Origin of the sequence: Drancourtella massiliensis (assembly GCF_016900655.1) — a bacterium.
Classification (GTDB): Bacteria; Bacillota; Clostridia; order Lachnospirales; family Lachnospiraceae; genus Sellimonas; species Sellimonas catena.
In genome coordinates this window covers 1-359 of record NZ_JACJKH010000116.1, presented here as the reverse complement: position 1 = coordinate 359, position 359 = coordinate 1, and the positions used below count along the sequence as shown (strand labels likewise).

The window sequence follows — 359 nt, the reverse complement described above, 5'->3', positions numbered from 1 at the left end:
ATCAGGGGAGTCCGATTTCTTTTCGACAACAATATCAGGATGGGACGCCATAAAGTCTTTGTTGTAGAAAGAGATATGACGGATAATGCCCAGCCCATTGGTGACAATGCCAAATTTGAAGACATAGCAAAAATGCCCATTGATATACAGCTGCTTGATTTCAGGATTCGCAGAAGCATGGGAAGGCATGGAACTGTAGGCGGCCTTATAAGGGTCGTAGGACTGATCAAAGCCATGTGCTTTCGCAAAGGCTTTCAGCTGACGGATGATCCGATTGGCATATTTGGGATTGTTTTCGGTGACAAAAGCTTCAATACCGGAAGAATCAAAGATGGTCATATTTGCTTTTGCAGAGTCGA

The 359-nt window shown here is 44.0% G+C and carries 1 pseudogene; it reads right to left on the bottom strand.

What is annotated here, in order from left to right:
* Positions 1–359: pseudogene (locus H6A32_RS17080) on the bottom strand (ISNCY family transposase); the annotation flags it as partial.